Origin of the sequence: Bacteroides sp. L008, from assembly GCF_040812255.1 — a bacterium.
Taxonomy (GTDB): Bacteria; Bacteroidota; Bacteroidia; order Bacteroidales; family Bacteroidaceae; genus Bacteroides; species Bacteroides vicugnae.
In genome coordinates this window covers 1,176,273-1,192,718 of the sequence record NZ_JBFNXO010000002.1, presented here as the reverse complement: position 1 = coordinate 1,192,718, position 16,446 = coordinate 1,176,273, and the positions used below count along the sequence as shown (strand labels likewise).

Genomic DNA, 16,446 nt, shown 5'->3' with positions numbered 1-16,446 from the left:
ACTTATCATAAACTAATCATCAGTGCTATACGGTTATAGGTACTGATTATTACTTTCTAATCATTATTCCCGACAAGATACGGCCGGAGTCTATACCCAGCCTACGTGCAGAGAAGAATTCATCATGATGAATATAGGTACAGATGCCAGCTACTTCTATCTGTTCTGCAGGCACTCCGGCATTCAGTAATTCAATCCGGTTTGCTTCCCACAGGTCGATATGATACTTTCCGGTTTTCCTCTTTTTAACAGAAATAAGGGACATATCGAAACCACTTTCTTTAAAAGCTTCGTAGACCTCATCGCCTACTTCAAATGATTCGAGCGAAATACTCGGTCCGATGCAAGCTACCACATCTTCGCCTTGCGTTCCGAACATCTCATTCATGTGTTCGAGTACATTGCTGACAATATGCTCCACCGTTCCTTTCCATCCGGCATGAATGGCAGCTACCACTTGCAACTTCTTGTCATACAACAATACGGGTACGCAATCCGCAGTCGTGACGCAAACGCAATACCCCGGTATATTGGTAATTAAAGCATCGGCACCTCTCAAAACATCCTGCCTCATTCCTTCCGGAGCATCAAAGTACCATTTATCAATCACTATGCTCACGGCACCGTGTCGCTGCTCTGCAAAGAATAATTCTTGTATTTCCCACTTCATCAATTGAAGCAACCGATGCCGGTTACGGACAAGATTCATACACGTGTCATTCGTATAAGGCGAGCAGTTGAAAGAGGCATAAGTCCCGGTACTAACACCTCCGTGACGTGTAGTTACGAAATGAGCTACTTCGGGATATGACATGAGTGACTTATATCCCTTCAACTCTTTATTTTTTGTAAGTGAAATCATTTTTCTTCCCAATCTTCTTCCTCATATTCATAGTCGATATCATCGTCGTCATCATCAACATTGTCATCATATTCATAAACGATGTCTTCATCTTCGCCCATGTCTTTGAGCTCCTGTTGCAGACGGGTCACGTCCTTCGGACGGTGAACGATGTTCTCTATCTTATTACTTTCCTTATTCAGTTCTTCCCAAAGAATGTCTTTCAACACCGAGATACCCAAACCGGAAACAGAAGATATGAATACGTGGGGAATGCCTTCCGGCAATGTAGGTTCTATTTCGTCCATCAATTCCTGATCGAGCATATCGCTCTTGGTGACAGCCAACACACGTTGCTTGTCCAACATTTCAGGATTGAAAGTACGCAGTTCGTTCAGCAAGACTTCGTATTCCTTACGAATGTCGTCACTGTCTGCCGGAACCATAAACAGCAGCAATGAATTGCGCTCGATATGACGCAGGAAACGCAGTCCCAAGCCTTTACCCTGACTGGCTCCCTCGATAATACCCGGTATGTCCGCCATTACGAAAGACTTTCCACCATGATAGGAAACGATACCCAGATTGGGTTCGAGCGTAGTAAACGGGTAATCAGCAATTTTCGGTTTGGCAGCTGAAATAGAAGAAAGCAAAGTTGACTTACCCGCATTCGGGAAACCTACCAGACCAACATCGGCAAGCAGTTTCAGCTCCATGATAACGGTCATTTCCTGCATCGGTTCTCCCGGCTGCGCAAAACGTGGAGCCTGACGGGTTGCCGTCTTGAAATGCCAGTTACCCTGACCACCGCGACCGCCTTTGAGCAAGATCACTTCCTGTCCGTCTTCTGTTACGTCACAAAGATATTCCCCGGTTTCGGCATTATAAACGACCGTTCCGCAGGGCACTTCTATTACTTTATCCGCACCGTCTTTTCCGAAACTACGTCCTTTGCTCCCCGATTCACCATGACCGGCCATTGCATGACGGTCATACTTCAAGTGCAGCAATGTCCAGTAATTACGGTTACCGCGCAAGATGATATGACCTCCTCTTCCACCATCGCCCCCATCGGGACCTCCGTTAGGACAATATTTCTCGCGCCTCATGTGCGTAGAGCCTCTTCCGCCCTTACCCGAGCGACAGTATATCTTTACGTAATCAACAAAATTCGATTCAGCCATATTCTTTTTAAGTAGTTAAAGTAGTCAGTAGTTAGAGTAGTTAAGTAGAATACTCCGGCCACTGACTGACTTATTCATTTATAATAGTGTATTGATAATTAGTAAGATTACTAAATTACAATTTATCTACTGCTTCGCAGATTTCAGCAAAGATACCTTCCATAGTACCCAAGCCGTTGATGTGTTGGTATTTCTTTTCGTTCTTGTACCAGTCGATCAGTGGGGCAGTCTGTGAATGATATACGTGCAGACGTTTTTTGATGGTCTCTTCATTATCATCAGCACGACCGGAATCCTTACCACGTTTAATCAGACGTACCATCAGTTCTTCCTCCGGAACATCCAGGTCAACCATTACAGAAACATCCTGTCCTCTTTCTGCCAACATTTTCTTTAATGCTTCAGCTTGTGCAATTGTTCTTGGGAAACCGTCGAAAATTACACCTTTGCTATCTTCGAAGCTGTCGAATACGCTTGCCAGAATATCAATCATTAATTCATCAGGAATCAATTGACCTTGGTCGATGTAACCTTTAGCTGTTTTACCCAGTTCTGTGCCATTCTTGATTTCAGCACGCAATACATCTCCTGTTGAGATGTGATTGATTCCATACTTTTCTACAATACGTTCGCTCTGTGTTCCTTTTCCTGAACCCGGAGCACCGAAAATTACGATGTTCAACATTTTGTTATTTACAATTTAACGATTTACTATTTACCATTTAAACTGGTACCTATTTAATATTAACTGTTTAATCTACTACTGTATAAATATCGGGATAGTTACGTCCGAAACCATCATAATCCAATCCGTAACCTACGATAAAGTCGTTCGGGATTTCCATTGCTACGTATTCGATGTTCAGATTGACCTTGAGTTTTTCAGGCTTCACTAGCAGAGAAGCAATATGGATTGCTTCAGGGTTGCGTGTACCCAGTGTATCCAACAGGCGTTGCATGGTCAGCCCGGTATCCACAATATCTTCCACAATAACTACTGTGCGTCCGGCAATGTCTTCATTCAGTCCGATCACTTCCTTAATCACTCCCGAGGAAGTCACTCCCTGATAAGAAGCCAGTTTCACAAACGAAATCTCGCAAGGGATGGTGATATGCTTCAACAAGTCGGCGGTAAACATAAATGAACCGTTCAACACACTAAGGAAGAGCGGATTCTTACCTGCCAAGTCGCGGTTGATTTCGTTCGCTACGCGAATCACTTCTTTCTGAATATCCTGTTCCTTAATAGAAACAGTGAACTGTTTGTCTTTTATCTGAATGGTATCCATAACCGGTAATTTTAAAAATAACCTTGCAAAAATACGATTTTTTATTCTACCCCGTGCATCATCTTCTGTAATTTCTTCGAGAGAAGGAACAGAATCAATGAAGCAACACCGGACATGACAACGAATACCATAAAGAAATCGTACATGGTAGCAATCTGATAACCAAAGATTGATTTCACTTTTCCGGCTTCCGGATAAAGTCCGCTCAGCATGCCTGCAAATTTATTGGCTGTGGCAGTAGACAGATACCAGATTCCCATCATCAAAGAGGCGAAGCGTAACGGACTCAACTTATTTACCATTGAAAGTCCGATAGGTGACAAGGCTATTTCACCCATTGTATGAATAAAGTAAAGTCCTGTCAGCCAAATCATACTTACCTTCACTCCGGGGATGGCATCTTTCACTCCGAAACAGATGAAAAGATAACCTAAAGAAAGCAGTAGCAAGCCAATCGCTTGTTTGGTAGGAGAAGCAGGTTCCATCTTTCGTTTGTTAAGGAAGCTCCACACACCCGGCATTATATATGCCAGAACAACAACAAACAGAGGATTGAAGGATTGAAACCACGAAGCCGGCATTTCCCAACCTAAAATATCGCGGTTGGTCTGTTCGGAGGCAAAAAGGGTTAAAGAGGCTCCTGCCTGTTCGTAAGCCGCCCAGAAGAAAATGACAAAGAAAGCTACTATATAGATAACAAAAATACGGCTACGTTCGATCTTAGTTAATGATCCGTCCAGCAGGATGAGGACAGGGAAAACAATGCAGGCGGTAAAAATACCGATGCTCACCCAATCACCCTCAAAAGCATAATTAAAGAAGGCTATTAAAGCAACTGTAAGAATAGTGATTACAAGGGTATTACGTATCTTGATACGCTTATCCATCTTCTGGTGTGAGATATGCTCGGCTATCTCCTCTTTCTTTTCACGTTTGGCATCGGGAATAATACCGATTGGTTCTCCGGAGGGAGAGAAAAGATATTTATTCTTTTGAGTTTCAAAAAGTACAACGGTGAACAGTGTCATGATTCCGGCTGCAAGAAATCCCCATTTAAAGTCGTGCGGATCACCGGTATCACCCAGATAACCACAAATCAAAGGGGCGGCAAAGGAACCGACATTCACTCCCATATAGAAAATGGTATATGCAGCATCCAGCCGTCTGTCTCCCGGTTCGTAGAGTTGCCCCACGAGAGAAGAAACGGTAGGTTTGAAACAACCATTTCCCAAGATCAGGAATCCGAGTCCGCCATACATCATCCAGTGAGCAAGTTCCGTATTATCCAAAGTAGAGGCACTCATGAACATCAGGAATTGTCCGACTGCCATCATCACTGCTCCCCAAAACACAGAGCGACGGATTCCCCAATATTTATCAGCAATGTATCCGCCAATCAAAGGAGTTAAATAGACTAATCCGGTATAGCTACCGTAAATGGATGCTGCCGCTTCTTTGTCAAACAATAATGCCTGCGTCAGGAAAAGAATAAAGATCGCGCGCATACCGTAGTAACTGAAACGCTCTGCCGTGCTTGTCGCGAAAATCAGATAAAGACCTTTCGGATGCCCTTTCAATGCACTCATAAATTTATGTGTTTAGTAGTTTATGGGGTGCAAAGGTACGAAAAATAGATTAAATGCTTTAAAAAAAGAAAGTTCTTATCAAACAGGAATACAGGGGAATAATAAAAATGAGCATAAAAAATCCTACCGGTCCACTTCATTATTTTTTCAGCTGTATAAATAACAAAATGGAGATCCATCTTACATGCAGGTTACTTACCACTTTAGCCAAAAGTAAATTCGACATTTTCGACACTGGCAAAAAGCATTCCTTCCCTCTTCCTCAAAAAGACTTTGCTTTCTCTAGCCAGCCAACCAATAGCAAGAGCTACGTCTTCGAACGTCAAACCTAATTCACGGCACAAATCGAACATGGAAAGTTCACCTTTTTCATTTAAGATGCGCCATACTTTCCCGGCATTCAAGCCAATCTTTGTCTTTTCCATCATGCAAACTTTAAAAGATTAAACAATCTATTATTTATAATCTTATTCATTGTGAGCATAGGAAAATGATGCAATACACATCACCTACCCCAAAGATAGTATTTTTATTGGAAACCGCAAATAATCAAACACTTAAATTGTTCAAAAGCAGATTTTTCCCCAAACCAAACAGACTATGTCCGATACATTTACAGATCATTCCCAATCTATTCATAACAAAGTTACTCTCTATCAATGATAAACTTACTAATGACTCATTGAAAAGTTCCTTTTCACTAACTAAAATCTATAAATGCAACTTGCATTTATAAAAACAAAGCTTGCGTTTATATAAATGAAAGCTTCATTTATATAATCAAAAGTTGCAATTATAGTTTTCTTCCTATACTCAAAAACTTTGCAACCTATAGAAAAGAACTTTGCTATGGGTCACGGACAACTTACTTCCCTATTCCCTGCAGCTCATCTCCTTATAATTAATAAGTTTTCTTCCCACAACAAACGGGAAAAGTCAGAAGAATCATGTACATTTGTAATCCGAAAACTAAAAGAACATCGCAATGAAAATATTTCCAAGCAGCAGTATCAAGAAATTGGACGCTTATACCATTGAGAACGAACCTATTGCATCAATCGACCTGATGGAACGTGCAGCAACTGCATTAACTAAAGCCATCACAGACAGATGGAATACGGAAACACCGGTCACCATCTTTGCCGGACCGGGAAATAATGGCGGAGACGCCCTTGCCGTAGCCCGCATGATGGCTGAAAAAGGGTATAAGCTCGAAGTATATCTCTTCAACCCAAAGGGAGAACTTTCACCTGACTGCCAGACCAACAAAGAACTGGTAGAAATGATGGAAGAAGTGGCATTCCATGAAATTAGTACCCAATTCGTCCCTCCTGTCCTGACACCCGATCATCTGGTTATTGATGGATTGTTCGGTTCCGGCCTGAACAAACCATTGAGCGGAGGATTCGCTGCCGTAGTGAAATACATTAATTCTTCCCCTGCCATGGTAGTAGCCATCGACATTCCTTCGGGATTAATGGGAGAAGAAAACACATTCAACGTAAAAACCAATATTATCCGTGCCGACGTTACTTTCAGTCTGCAACTGCCGAAGCTCGCCTTTTTGTTCGCAGAAAACACTGAATTTGTAGGAGAATGGGAATTACTGGATATCCAATTGAGCGAGGACGGCATTGAAGAAACGGAAACAAACTACGAGATGTTGGAAATAGAGGAGATCCGTTCACTCATCAAACCACGCAAACAGTTTGCCCACAAGGGAAACTTTGGTCATGCACTATTGATAGCCGGTTCAAAAGGAATGGCAGGAGCTTCTGCTCTCGCCGCCCGTGCCTGCCTCCGTTCGGGAGTAGGACTGCTGACCGTTCATGCACCAATGTGTAACAACGACATCTTGCAGACTTCCATACCTGAAGCAATCGTAGAAACCGACGCCAACGAGACCTGTTTTGCCGTACCCACCGACACAGATGATTATCAAGCAGTCGGCATCGGTCCGGGACTGGGACGAAATGAAGAAACGGAAGCTGCCCTACTGGAGCAACTGGAACACTGCCAAGCCCCTGTTGTAGTAGACGCCGATGCACTTAATATCCTTGCCAACCACCGCCACGCACTTACACATCTGCCGAAAGGCTCCATCCTCACCCCGCATCCGAAGGAGCTGGAACGTCTGACCGGCAAATGTCAGGATTCCTACGAACGTCTGATGAAGGCTTGCGAGTTGGCTCATGCCGCTCATGTCCACATTGTTTTAAAAGGAGCCTATTCCGCCATCATCACCCCCGAAGGCAAATGTTTCTTCAATCCGACCGGGAATCCCGGAATGGCAACCGGAGGTAGTGGTGACGTATTGACCGGAGTAATCCTGGCACTGCTCGCCCAAGGTTATCCAACCGAAGAAGCCGCTAAAATCGGCACTTACATTCACGGATTGGCGGGCGATGTCGCTCAAAAGAAGCAGGGAATGATCGGAATGATCGCAAGCGATATTATCACCTGTCTGCCGACAGCATGGCGACTTGTAAGCGAATAAAAGTTAAGAACTTACAGTTTTTTCAATAACTTCATTAACTTTGTTTTCAAAACCAGTTAAAAAGAACCGAATATGAAAAAGTTGATTATAGCAGCGGGACTACTGATGGCAACATCCGCCTATGCACAAACCGAAGTACTGACGGGAGTTACCCGGGGAAAAGATTACGGAGTAGTCTACAGCCTTCCCAAAACCCAAATAGAGCTTGAAATAAAAGCCAACAAAGTCAACTATACTCCAGGAGAATTCAGCAAATACGCTGATCGTTACTTGCGATTGGCCAACGTCTCCACCGAACCCGAAGAGTATTGGGAACTGGCTAGTGTGAAAGTGAAATCCGTAGGAGTACCCAACAGCGAAACTACTTACTTCGTAAAATTGAAGGATAAAACAGTAGCACCGCTTATGGAACTGACAGAGGACGGCATCGTGAAAACCATCAATGTGCCTTACAGCAAAAGCAGTTCAGACAAGAAAACAGCTCCTGCTCCCACTGTCCTCTCAAAAATAGCGAATCCCCGCGAATTCCTGACCGAAGAAATCCTGATGGCCAGCTCTACCGCGAAGATGGCTGAACTGGTAGCTAAAGAGATCTATAACATCCGCGAAAGCAAGAATGCCTTATTGCGCGGACAAGCTGACAATATGCCTTCAGACGGAGCACAGCTTAAAATTATGCTCGATAATCTGAATGCACAGGAAGAAGCCATGACTCAAATGTTCTCCGGCACTCGTGATAAGGAAGAGAAGACATTCACCGTCCGTCTTACTCCGGACAAGGAATTCAACAACGAAGTTGCTTTCCGCTTCTCCAAGAAGCTAGGCGTAGTTGCTAATAATGACCTGGCAGGAACTCCGTTTTATATCAGCTTGAAAGACCTGAAATCTGTCAAGATCCCACAGGAAGACGGTAAAAAGAAGAAAGATTTGGATGGAATCGCCTACAACGTGCCCGGACAAGCAATGGTTACATTGACCGACGGTAAAAAGAAACTTTACGAAGGTGAACTTCCTATAACTCAATTCGGTGTGATAGAATATCTGGCTCCTGTCTTATTCAATAAGAATTCTACAATCAAAGTTTATTTTGATCCGAATACGGGAGGATTGTTAAAAGTGGATAGAGAAGAAGGTAAATAGTAAAATTCTAAAAGACAAAGAATATGGGTGGTGAAGGACATATGCTCGACATGATACGCCGGCTTAGCGAAGGACGGGAGGCTTCCCGTCTACGCCGTGAACGTGCCAACAACAAACTGAAGCACTTAAACCGCACCAACGAGCCTTATCCACTGCCCAACACCACTCCCGAGGAAATGGGACGTATCATCCACGACTCGGAAAAAAAGAAAGAAAAGGACAGTAATTATTTCGTTTGGGGGACGCTTATTATCATGGGAGCCCTCATAGCAACTGCTGTCATATTCTGGGCAATCTTCCTTAATTAGATAATTTATGATGATAGATGATAGATGATAGGTGATAAATGATAGATGGGAGATGGGAGATGTTTCCTAAATGATAAGGGATATTTAGTAAATAAGAAATATAAGTAACTAAAGATATTCTCAAAATATTAAAAAGGCAACTAATTCGTAATGAATCAGTTGCCTTTTTTCATGTCTTTAAACGAGATATTTAATAAACCTCCTTAGGAGGGCTGTACTACGCATATAACCAGCTATTATGCCACATAGTAACTATCATTTATCATCTATCAACTATCATTTATCAACTATCTATCACCTATCATCTAATTAAGAAAAGTTTTATAAATCCATCTTTCTGCATTTGAGAAAGATAAGCCGATACACGAGACTCGTATCCCGCTTCATTTTGAAAATGCTCTGCGAGTTCTTCTATGATCTCACGAACAGTACGTTTTCCATCTATCAGTTCCCATACAGCCGTACCGTGTTCTTCCAATCGTACATGAAGTTCTTTCGACATTCCTGCCGGTACAAGGAAGCGTTGCATCCACGGATATTTAAAACGGGGAAAGGAGAGCACAATCGTCTCCCCTTCCCTTTCTGCTGTAATATGTTCACTGCGACAGGGAATAACCTCTAACAGGTTGGTTTTCTCTTTGGCAGCCATAGTTCTTATTTCTTATTTCAAAGCATTAATACTGATTCTCTTTTATTTCCGAACCTTATACTTTCGGATTTATAGCGTTACTTTGAATCACAACAGTTACTTCGAATTGTAGCAACTGTTACTTCTGGATATTTGCCTCTTCCAAACCGTATCCTTTCTTCTTGTTCTCTGCTTTCAACATCAAAGCAACAACCAGAGCAAGTACACCAAAGAGAGCAAAAATAGTCATCGGCAATGTGTAATCATAAGTCTGTGCACCGTCTACCACCGGACCTTTACAATAAGTATTCAATACCCATCCGATTAACAAAGGAACACCCATCAATCCCCAGTTCTGTACCCAGAAAATCAAAGCGTAAGCAGTACCCAACTGTTTTTCCGGAATAATCTTCGGAACAGAAGGCCACATAGCCGAAGGCACCAGTGAGAAAGCAAATCCCAATATAATCATTATAATAGTAGCAAACCACCATATATTCAATATAGGCAGGGCAAACATGGTATGTACAAAAATCAGCATCAATGATCCGATCACCATCAATGTGGCTCCCTTACCGATACGGTCATATAACGAACCGAACAACGGAGTCAGGATAATAGCACCAATCGGCAATAATCCGGGAATCGTTCCCGCCAGTTTCGGATCCACATTATATTTCTGCACCATCAAGTCGGCAGCATATTTGATAAAGGGGAACACGGCCGAGTAGAATAATACACACAGTAATGCAATCAACCAGAATCCTTTATTTGTGATGATATACACAATGTCTTTCATGCGGAACGGCTCTTCCGGTTCCAAGCCTTCTGCATCCAAAGAAGCATCCAATTTCTTATCGTAGAAAGTATAAAGGAAGAAAGCGATGGTACCTACACACAACATAATCAGACAAAACAGAATAGGAGCAGGAATATTGGTATGGAATGCACCACTCTCGTCCGTATATCCGAAGAAGTCTGCCAAAGGAACTGTCAACACCATCGCCAGAGTTGTTCCGATACGTGCCGTAGCCATTTCAAGTCCCATAGCCAATGCCATTTCCTTGCCCTTGAACCATTTCACTATAATCTTGGAAACAGTGATACCGGCAATCTCCACACCTACACCAAAAATAGCATATCCCAATGCAGCCAAAGTCACCTGTGTTTTGAATCCGAAGAGCATGGCACCTTCCGGAAAAGTAGTAGAAATCGCATAGTATTTCAATCCACAACCAAACACCATCAATAAACAAGCTCCCATTCCGGTGAAACGAACTCCCATCTTATCCAAAATGATACCACCGAAGATCAGCATCAACAAGAATACGTTAAACCAACCGTAAGCGCTTGTGAAGAATCCATAATCAAGACTATCCCATAGTAGTTCTTTCTCAAGCATGGGTTTTAGAGGAGACATTACGTCGGTGAGGAAATAGCCGCATAGCATAGTAAATGCGACCAATGCTAGAACACTCCATCGGAGTACGGCGGAGTCATTCAATTTCTGTTTCAAATGTTCTGTCATTGTTATATTCAAAAAGTAGTTAATAATCTTATACAGCCCACAAAGGTAGTTAAATCTCGTTTGTTTCTATCACAAAGAGATTGTTTTTACAAGAAAAAGTTAAGTGCGGATTACACTGACCACTCGGAACATTGAAAATCCGTGTAATCTGCGTAATCCGCACTTAAATATCAAAGAAATGCAGCATCCGTCTGCACCTTCCCTTAAATGGTTTTATCCCAAAGCCTTACCTGACGGCGGAGCAAATTACTCTGCTTTAGGAGCAGGAGTTTCAGCCGGTGCCGGAGTTTCTGTTGCAGGTGTATTGGTAGCAGGAGCATCAGTTTGCGGTGCAGCCGTACCTGCGGGTAAGTTATACGGGTTAGTCTGTTGTTCTTTCTGTGCCTGTTCCAACACTGCGTCTTTAGCAACTGCAGAACGAGGAACTACATAAGCAGTAGCAATGCTCATTACAACCATAAAGATGGCCAGGCCCCATGTTGCTTTTTCCAGAAAGTCTGTAGTCTTGCGCACGCCCATGATGGCGTTAGATGAAGAGAAACCAGAAGCAAGTCCGCCTCCTTTTGAGTTCTGAATCAGCACGATGAAACACATCAACAAGGCTGCAATAACCATTAAGATAACGAATAATAAGTACATTTTTAGTTATTTTGAATTAGCGTTAATAATCAATTTCTCCAAAAATCTGATTTGGTCTGCAAAGTAAGCATTTTTTTTTGGATATTTCAAGCTTAATTTTTTAATTATTTCAAGAGCTTTTGAATATCGTTGCTGTTTAACATAGATTTTTGCTAAAGTTTCCGTGAAACAGCTGTCGTCTTCCTCTTCTTCCTCCATCGTTTCTTCTTCGCATACCTCGTCCGAAGCAGCTACGGAAAATACCGCTTCTTCTCTTAACGGCTTCATGCAGAGGGGGGAGTCACTCTCACTCTTTTCTATAAAATCGTCAATCAGTTCGTATCCTTTGAGTTTGGGCGTTTCTTCCGATGGCTGTTCCGTAGCCGGAGTCTCCTCCAAAAGATAGGAAGTATAATCCATCGAATAGTCGAAGCCGGTCTGGGCCGCTACTTCTTCGGGGACTGTGGACAAGAAAGCGTCAATCAATGCCAATGTGCGGTCTACAGACGGCTCGTCTTTCAGTACCTCCGTGAGAGGTACTCCTTTTTTCCGCGCCTGCACATCATAGCGGTCACCTTCAATCAACTGGAACAACTGTCGTCTGTCTGCGATGTAAAGAACCGCTTTTCGCAGTTCCCCACCAAAACTAATATCATGGAGAACATACAGGTTTTTCAAATACAGCAGACGGAGCGACTGAAAATACGGATATCTCGCAAGAAGATTGCGCAGTTCGTATAAAGTATCCCTATTCAGCATCTCGGGATGCTGTATCCATTGTTGAAAGTTAACAGAAGTCATTTATATTACCAGTTTGCTACAGTTGCATTAAAAATTTGGTCGGTGATCTCTTTAGACATTTCAGCAATCAATCCGTCCTGTACGGCAGTCAGCAACTGGGTAGAGTCGTAGGTACGGAAAGCAGAAAACTGTTGTTCAAAGTCTTCGGCATGATTGGTATTGTTGACAAAGCGTACATTGACGGTGATAGTCAATTTTGTTTCCGAAGAGTAACCGTCGGCAGATACTGCCTGGTTATACTGATTGTATCCTGTGATTTCTCCGTCAATCTGCAAGTCGGCATTCTGATTCGGCTTGAGCAGTTGCAGACGGGTTTGCCGGATGAAGATATCTTTCAGGTCTTCATTGAACTTGGTCGCCAACGGAGCATACACATACTCCGACTTGATCGGGAAATCTGCTATCGAAATAGTCTTTACCTTATCATAATTGATAGACGATCCGTTAAACTTATAGGAGACAGTGCACGCAATGACTACCACCGGTAAAACGAACAGTACCAAAGGGCGTATTATTTTCTTAATCCAATTCATATTCTTTTATTTTTCTATAAAGTGTACGCTCGGAAATATTCAAGTCCTTAGCCGCACTTTTCCGCTTTCCATGATGCCTTTCAAGTGCTTTGCGTATCATTTCTTTTTCCACTTCGTCCAGTGACAAAGGAGGTTCTTCTACATATTCTTCCGTGTCTTGTATGTCATCATCATCCTTACAAACCGCAGGCTGCATGGTATGAATGATAGCAGGTACCGAAGGCTGGTGTGTCGTCACCACCGGGGTAGTAACCACCGTTCCCACTTGTCCTACCTGCCCCACCTGTCCGGCACGTTCAGCCATCAGGTTGTGTACCATCTTCTTCAACTCCGCTACCTCCTGGCGCATATCGAACAGAACGGAATAAAGAATCTCCCGTTCACTTTCAAAGCCTTTACTTTCGCGTGTTCCCATCAGTGCCGGAAGACGTTGTATATTTTGTGCGGGAAGATAATTCTGCAAGATGGCGGCAGTGATCTCCCTGTTTGTTTCAATGATGGATATTTGCTCGGTGATGTTCTTCAGCTGGCGCACGTTACCGGGCCACGGATAAGCCAGCAATTCTTTCTTGGCATCCTCCGTCAGCTGAATAGCGGGCATCCGGTATTTCTCTGCAAAGTCTGCGGAAAACTTACGGAACAACAGGAGCACATCGTCCCCACGTTCACGCAAAGGGGGAATCTGGATAGGTACCGTATTCAACCGGTAATATAAATCTTCACGGAAACGTCCTTCGGCAATCGCTTGTGTAAGATTGACATTGGTAGCTGCAACAATACGTACATCCGTCTTTTGTACTTTGGACGAACCTACTTTTATAAACTCGCCACTCTCCAACACACGAAGCAAACGTGCCTGGGTAGGCATCGGCAACTCCCCTACTTCGTCAAGGAAAATAGTACCACCGTCGGCTTCGCCAAAGTACCCTTTCCGTTCGCCAATCGCACCGGTAAACGCACCCTTCTCATGCCCGAACAGTTCGGAATCAATCGTACCTTCCGGAATAGCACCACAGTTGACAGCAATATACTGCCCGTGCTTCCTCCGGCTATATTGATGAATAATCTGCGGAAAACTTTCTTTTCCGACTCCACTTTCTCCGGTAATCAGCACAGACAAATCGGTAGGAGCTACCTGAATGGCAACATCTATGGCGCGCAACAATGCTTCGGTATTACCTATAATACCGAAACGTTGTTTCACTTGTTGTATCTCTGCTTTTGTCATCTATTTTAAGTATTAAGCCAGTATAAAGTATTAAGTATAAAGTATTAAGTATTAACCTTGCAAATGATCGACTGTGATAATACTTAATACTTTATACTTAATACTTATTCTTCGTCTACTGTATCCAGTTTCAGTTTATCACTATCATCACGTTTCTCGTAATACTGTTTACGCAACGGATTGGCACGAGCCACCTTTTCCCGCTGACGATTACGGAACACGTCGATGGCAACATAAATTGCCTGACGGAAAGAATCTTCACAAGCCACTCCCTTGCCTGCAATATCATAAGCAGTACCATGAGCCGGAGAAGTACGTACCACCGGCAGACCTGCCGTATAGTTCACTCCATCTTCCATAGCCAATGCTTTGAACGGAGCCAGCCCCTGATCGTGATACATTGCCAGGATACCGTCAAAATAAGTATAATTGCCTGAACCCATAAAGCCATCGGCCGCATAAGGACCGTAACTAAGGATTCCTTTCTCTTCCATTTCTTTCATGGCAGGAATAATCACTTCCTGTTCTTCCATTCCCAACAAACCACCATCTCCGGCGTGAGGGTTGAGAGAGAGTACCGCGATACGCGGAGCACCAATGCCGAAATCCTGTTTCAAGCAACGATGGAATATCATCAGCTTCTCCTGAATCAGTTCCTTGGTAATCGTAGTGGCAATCTCTCTGACAGGGATATGCGTCGTAACCAAAGCTACCCGGAAGTCATTCTTCATCAAAATCATCAATGATTTATTACCGTTACCCAGACGTTCTTCGATATATTCCGTATGTCCGGGGAATGAAAATTCTTCCGACTGAATCGTATGTTTGTTGATCGGAGCTGTCACGATGACGTCGATCAAACCTTCGCGATATTCTTCAATGGCACGTTCCAAGGCTCCCAACGCAGCTTTACCCGCTTCGGGATCGGGTTTGGAAAATTCCACTTTCACCTCATCATCCGTGCAGTTCACCACACTCAAGCGGTTGTATCCCGCTTCGGTAGCAGAGTTGACAATACTGAAATTCGTCTGTATGTCCAACGCTTTACGATGATAAGCCGCTACTTTTGGTGAACCGTAAATGATCGGAGTACATAGTTCCAACATTGTAGGGTCGGAAAATGTCTTCAGAATCACCTCATAGCCCACCCCGTTAATATCTCCCTGGGTGATACCTATTCTTATCTTGTTATCTTCCATGTTTTTATTTTTTAGTTTGTTCCGCTGCCTCCTTGGATACACCTCCCAATGGAATTTGATTCTGCTGAACTTCATTCGGAAGTTTCAGTGTATAAAGAGATGCTTCCATCTGGCGTACCAGGTTGCGTTTCATTTTATCAGGTGAATAAACAAATATTTCTGCTGTAATAATTCGTTGGTTTTTCTCGTCCAGGCGAGTGTGGGAAACGTATGGGCCACCCATAAAATCACCCTTCATACGCCACAAGCCGCGTGCTTCCATCGTGTAGCTGTTCTGTACATTGATGGGACGAACGTCAGTCAGCAAGCTGTCAGTCGACATATAAACGCCTTCTTTGAATCCGGGGATATTGGCTTGCATCACAGAGTCACGCTTATGCACAAAATATTCTTTCGTAAATGTATCCTTGTCAGTATAAGGATAAGAGTACATCACAAAATTACGGTCGGCAGTACCTGTGTTGGTAGAAGCCCAGAAAAAGTTCTCACCGGTTTTAGAATTGGTCAGTTCGGAAGGCAACCAGATATTGCAGCCGAACAGGCTATCCACTTTGTTGGAGATAAAGTTACTGTGTTTTTCTTCCAATAACGTAATCTGACGGTTCATTTCCGCACGGGTAAAGAAGTCGACAATCGTCTTTTTATTCTCTTCTACAAACTTTTCAAACTCTTCTTCGTTCGGAGCCTGGATAGTCAATATCATTTGCGGATTGGCATATACGTCTTTCGCATATTTGAAAGATGCTTTCGTATATATATCCTGTATATCTACAATAATAATGTTACGTATCAGCTTCAATGTAGAATCATAGTCTTTCGGTGAAGTATACATAATCCGGAAAGAAGGTTCCGACTGCGGCAAACCGGGCATATCGGAATCGAGCGCATCATGTAAAGCCCTTCCGGCAGCACGATCCCAAACACCGTGATCTACTACAACCAGAAGCTCATAGGCACGACCACTAGAGGTGTGATTTCCTTTCAGACCACAAGAAGCAACGACAAAGGCTACCAAAGCGATGCTTAAATAAAAAAAGTACTTTTTCATGATGTTCGGTTTTATATA

Annotated in this window: 17 protein-coding genes; 3 read left to right on the top strand and 14 right to left on the bottom strand. The window is 43.2% G+C overall.

Going from position 1 to position 16,446, the window contains the following annotated elements; all coding sequences use genetic code 11:
- Positions 1-49: 49 nt before the first annotated feature.
- The 6 genes from pgeF to AB3G73_RS23505 all read right to left on the bottom strand — a co-directional run bounded on the left by pgeF (position 50) and on the right by AB3G73_RS23505 (position 5,328).
- Positions 50-862 (bottom strand): peptidoglycan editing factor PgeF, encoded by an 813-nt coding sequence (gene pgeF, locus AB3G73_RS23530; RefSeq protein WP_320980134.1) that lies wholly within the window; start codon positions 860-862, stop codon positions 50-52.
- On the bottom strand, positions 859-2,025 hold the full coding sequence (gene obgE, locus AB3G73_RS23525; RefSeq protein WP_074557362.1) for a GTPase ObgE: 1,167 nt from the start codon (positions 2,023-2,025) through the stop codon (positions 859-861). The genes pgeF and obgE overlap by 4 nt, the downstream gene beginning before the upstream one ends.
- Before the next feature lie 115 nt (positions 2,026-2,140).
- Positions 2,141-2,710 carry an adenylate kinase gene (locus AB3G73_RS23520; RefSeq protein WP_195648409.1) on the bottom strand — a complete coding sequence of 190 codons (570 nt, stop codon included), beginning with the start codon at positions 2,708-2,710 and terminating at the stop codon, positions 2,141-2,143.
- A 67-nt stretch (positions 2,711-2,777) separates the two neighbouring features.
- A complete protein-coding gene (hpt, locus tag AB3G73_RS23515; RefSeq protein WP_004304676.1) occupies positions 2,778-3,314 on the bottom strand; it encodes a hypoxanthine phosphoribosyltransferase in 537 nt (178 codons plus the stop codon).
- A gap of 41 nt (positions 3,315-3,355) precedes the next feature.
- Positions 3,356-4,900, bottom strand: a complete 1,545-nt coding sequence (locus tag AB3G73_RS23510; RefSeq protein WP_367745698.1) for a peptide MFS transporter — start codon at positions 4,898-4,900, stop codon at positions 3,356-3,358.
- Positions 4,901-5,103: 203 nt separating this feature from the next.
- Complete coding sequence (locus AB3G73_RS23505; protein WP_148364407.1) at positions 5,104-5,328, bottom strand: winged helix-turn-helix domain-containing protein; 225 nt, start codon at positions 5,326-5,328, stop codon at positions 5,104-5,106.
- A 557-nt stretch (positions 5,329-5,885) separates the two neighbouring features.
- Here AB3G73_RS23505 and AB3G73_RS23500 point away from each other — a divergent pair.
- From AB3G73_RS23500 to AB3G73_RS23490, 3 genes are all read left to right on the top strand, one after another.
- Positions 5,886-7,397, top strand: coding sequence for a bifunctional ADP-dependent NAD(P)H-hydrate dehydratase/NAD(P)H-hydrate epimerase (locus tag AB3G73_RS23500; RefSeq protein WP_074557357.1), 1,512 nt, complete (start codon positions 5,886-5,888; stop codon positions 7,395-7,397).
- 72 nt (positions 7,398-7,469) lie between these two features.
- The gene (locus AB3G73_RS23495; protein ID WP_217721614.1) at positions 7,470-8,537 is read left to right on the top strand and encodes a DUF4831 family protein; all 1,068 of its coding nucleotides are present in this window, start codon (positions 7,470-7,472) and stop codon (positions 8,535-8,537) included.
- Between the two features lie 23 nt (positions 8,538-8,560).
- Complete coding sequence (locus tag AB3G73_RS23490; RefSeq protein WP_074557353.1) at positions 8,561-8,845, top strand: hypothetical protein; 285 nt, start codon at positions 8,561-8,563, stop codon at positions 8,843-8,845.
- A gap of 301 nt (positions 8,846-9,146) precedes the next feature.
- Here AB3G73_RS23490 and AB3G73_RS23485 read toward each other — a convergent pair whose 3' ends face one another.
- From AB3G73_RS23485 to AB3G73_RS23450, 8 genes are all read right to left on the bottom strand, one after another.
- The gene (locus AB3G73_RS23485) at positions 9,147-9,494 is read right to left on the bottom strand and encodes a PqqD family protein (protein ID WP_074557351.1); all 348 of its coding nucleotides are present in this window, start codon (positions 9,492-9,494) and stop codon (positions 9,147-9,149) included.
- A 118-nt stretch (positions 9,495-9,612) separates the two neighbouring features.
- Entirely contained in the window at positions 9,613-11,001 is a 1,389-nt protein-coding gene (locus AB3G73_RS23480; protein ID WP_074557349.1) for an MFS transporter, read from the bottom strand.
- Positions 11,002-11,247: 246 nt separating this feature from the next.
- Positions 11,248-11,640 (bottom strand): preprotein translocase subunit SecG, encoded by a 393-nt coding sequence (gene secG / locus AB3G73_RS23475; RefSeq protein WP_195358722.1) that lies wholly within the window; start codon positions 11,638-11,640, stop codon positions 11,248-11,250.
- A gap of 6 nt (positions 11,641-11,646) precedes the next feature.
- On the bottom strand, positions 11,647-12,420 hold the full coding sequence (locus AB3G73_RS23470) for a tetratricopeptide repeat protein (protein WP_321020570.1): 774 nt from the start codon (positions 12,418-12,420) through the stop codon (positions 11,647-11,649).
- Between the two features lie 5 nt (positions 12,421-12,425).
- Entirely contained in the window at positions 12,426-12,953 is a 528-nt protein-coding gene (gene lptE, locus AB3G73_RS23465) for an LptE family protein (RefSeq protein ID WP_074557343.1), read from the bottom strand.
- Positions 12,940-14,181, bottom strand: a complete 1,242-nt coding sequence (locus tag AB3G73_RS23460) for a sigma-54-dependent Fis family transcriptional regulator (RefSeq protein WP_074557341.1) — start codon at positions 14,179-14,181, stop codon at positions 12,940-12,942. The genes lptE and AB3G73_RS23460 overlap by 14 nt, the downstream gene beginning before the upstream one ends.
- Before the next feature lie 104 nt (positions 14,182-14,285).
- Positions 14,286-15,380 (bottom strand): 4-hydroxythreonine-4-phosphate dehydrogenase PdxA, encoded by a 1,095-nt coding sequence (pdxA, locus tag AB3G73_RS23455; protein WP_367745697.1) that lies wholly within the window; start codon positions 15,378-15,380, stop codon positions 14,286-14,288.
- A gap of 4 nt (positions 15,381-15,384) precedes the next feature.
- Positions 15,385-16,428, bottom strand: coding sequence for a DUF4837 family protein (locus AB3G73_RS23450; RefSeq protein ID WP_074557337.1), 1,044 nt, complete (start codon positions 16,426-16,428; stop codon positions 15,385-15,387).
- Between the last annotated feature and the right edge of the window lie 18 nt (positions 16,429-16,446).

What these genes read in the sequence shown, in the direction of transcription:
- AB3G73_RS23495 (WP_217721614.1), top strand. Translation starts at nt 7,470, where the DNA reads ATGAAAAAGTTGATTATAGCAGCGGGACTACTGATGGCAACATCCGCC.
- AB3G73_RS23450 (WP_074557337.1), bottom strand. Translation starts at nt 16,428, where the DNA reads ATGAAAAAGTACTTTTTTTATTTAAGCATCGCTTTGGTAGCCTTTGTC.
- AB3G73_RS23520 (WP_195648409.1), bottom strand. Translation starts at nt 2,710, where the DNA reads ATGTTGAACATCGTAATTTTCGGTGCTCCGGGTTCAGGAAAAGGAACA.
- pdxA (WP_367745697.1), bottom strand. Translation starts at nt 15,380, where the DNA reads ATGGAAGATAACAAGATAAGAATAGGTATCACCCAGGGAGATATTAAC.
- obgE (WP_074557362.1), bottom strand. Translation starts at nt 2,025, where the DNA reads ATGGCTGAATCGAATTTTGTTGATTACGTAAAGATATACTGTCGCTCG.
- pgeF (WP_320980134.1), bottom strand. Translation starts at nt 862, where the DNA reads ATGATTTCACTTACAAAAAATAAAGAGTTGAAGGGATATAAGTCACTC.
- hpt (WP_004304676.1), bottom strand. Translation starts at nt 3,314, where the DNA reads ATGGATACCATTCAGATAAAAGACAAACAGTTCACTGTTTCTATTAAG.
- AB3G73_RS23480 (WP_074557349.1), bottom strand. Translation starts at nt 11,001, where the DNA reads ATGACAGAACATTTGAAACAGAAATTGAATGACTCCGCCGTACTCCGA.
- AB3G73_RS23490 (WP_074557353.1), top strand. Translation starts at nt 8,561, where the DNA reads ATGGGTGGTGAAGGACATATGCTCGACATGATACGCCGGCTTAGCGAA.
- AB3G73_RS23460 (WP_074557341.1), bottom strand. Translation starts at nt 14,181, where the DNA reads ATGACAAAAGCAGAGATACAACAAGTGAAACAACGTTTCGGTATTATA.
- AB3G73_RS23505 (WP_148364407.1), bottom strand. Translation starts at nt 5,328, where the DNA reads ATGATGGAAAAGACAAAGATTGGCTTGAATGCCGGGAAAGTATGGCGC.
- secG (WP_195358722.1), bottom strand. Translation starts at nt 11,640, where the DNA reads ATGTACTTATTATTCGTTATCTTAATGGTTATTGCAGCCTTGTTGATG.
- AB3G73_RS23485 (WP_074557351.1), bottom strand. Translation starts at nt 9,494, where the DNA reads ATGGCTGCCAAAGAGAAAACCAACCTGTTAGAGGTTATTCCCTGTCGC.
- AB3G73_RS23470 (WP_321020570.1), bottom strand. Translation starts at nt 12,420, where the DNA reads ATGACTTCTGTTAACTTTCAACAATGGATACAGCATCCCGAGATGCTG.
- lptE (WP_074557343.1), bottom strand. Translation starts at nt 12,953, where the DNA reads ATGAATTGGATTAAGAAAATAATACGCCCTTTGGTACTGTTCGTTTTA.
- AB3G73_RS23510 (WP_367745698.1), bottom strand. Translation starts at nt 4,900, where the DNA reads ATGAGTGCATTGAAAGGGCATCCGAAAGGTCTTTATCTGATTTTCGCG.
- AB3G73_RS23500 (WP_074557357.1), top strand. Translation starts at nt 5,886, where the DNA reads ATGAAAATATTTCCAAGCAGCAGTATCAAGAAATTGGACGCTTATACC.